This window comes from Vibrio sp. TRT 2004 (assembly GCF_050113735.1).
Taxonomy (GTDB): domain Bacteria; phylum Pseudomonadota; class Gammaproteobacteria; order Enterobacterales; family Vibrionaceae; genus Vibrio.
Genome location: NZ_JBNJOH010000136.1, coordinates 1 through 947 on the forward strand (window position 1 = coordinate 1; position 947 = coordinate 947).

The following is a 947-nucleotide window of genomic DNA, read 5'->3' on the forward strand; positions in this document are numbered from 1 at the left end:
GGCAATAACAGCTCTCGCACCATGGATAAGCAGAGTACGAATGTGTTTTTCGCCTCTTTTACTGATACGACCAAGATGTACGTGACCACCTGTTGAGTATTGCCTTGGTACTAGGCCAATCCACGCCGCGAATTGGCGACTCGAGCCAAACTGTTTTCTGTCACAGACTGTTGCAACAATGGCGGTAGCACTGTGCTCACCCACACCAGGCACGGCCATGAGTTTGGCAGCTTGCTTCATTTCCTTACTCAAAAGATAGACTTTTCTATCATAACGAAGGATTTCTTCGTTAAGCTGGCGGATGTTATTCACTAAACCACTCAGCAACTCCCGAGCGAGGAATGGGATACCGTTTTCCGCATCCTCAAGAATGTCAGGCACCATTTTTTGAAGTGGATAGCGGCCTTGAGGAATGATAATTCCAAACTCGGAGAGTAAGCCACGAAGTTGATTAATCGTAGCTGTTCTATTTTTCACGAGACTGTGACGAATTCGATGCAAGCAAAGTACGGCTTGTTGCTCTTCACTTTTTACCGAAACAAAACGGGTTTTCGGTCTTGAAACAGCCTCGCATATCGCTTCGGCGTCGTTCGCATCGTTCTTCTCACTTTGTCGGTATGGAATGACGAATTTAGACGCCATGATTTTAGGCGTATGACCCAGTTTTCTGAGTTCACGAGACCAATGATGAGCACCTGAGCAGGCTTCCATGCCGACTATGCAAGGCGGTAAAGTGGCAAATGTGTCTAAGAGTTTGTTTCTTTTGACTGTTTTGCGTAAGACGCACTTGCCATATGCATCAACGCCGTGAATACTGAACACATTCTTGGCAAGATCAACGCCAATAGTTTGAATGTTGGACATGGTAACCTCCAGTTTTTCAGCGTGTACTAAGTCAGTATGGCACGCGGAGTGTCAGGGAGAGGGAGTCCATATCATTCGTTATG

At 46.4% G+C, this 947-nt stretch carries 1 protein-coding gene; it reads right to left on the reverse strand.

Annotation, left to right across the window (positions count from 1 at the left end; genetic code table 11):
* A partial coding sequence (locus ACQEXR_RS20250) for an IS110 family transposase (protein ID WP_427021046.1) occupies positions 1 to 864 on the reverse strand: 864 nt, incomplete at its 3' end.
* Positions 865 to 947 lie beyond the last annotated feature (83 nt).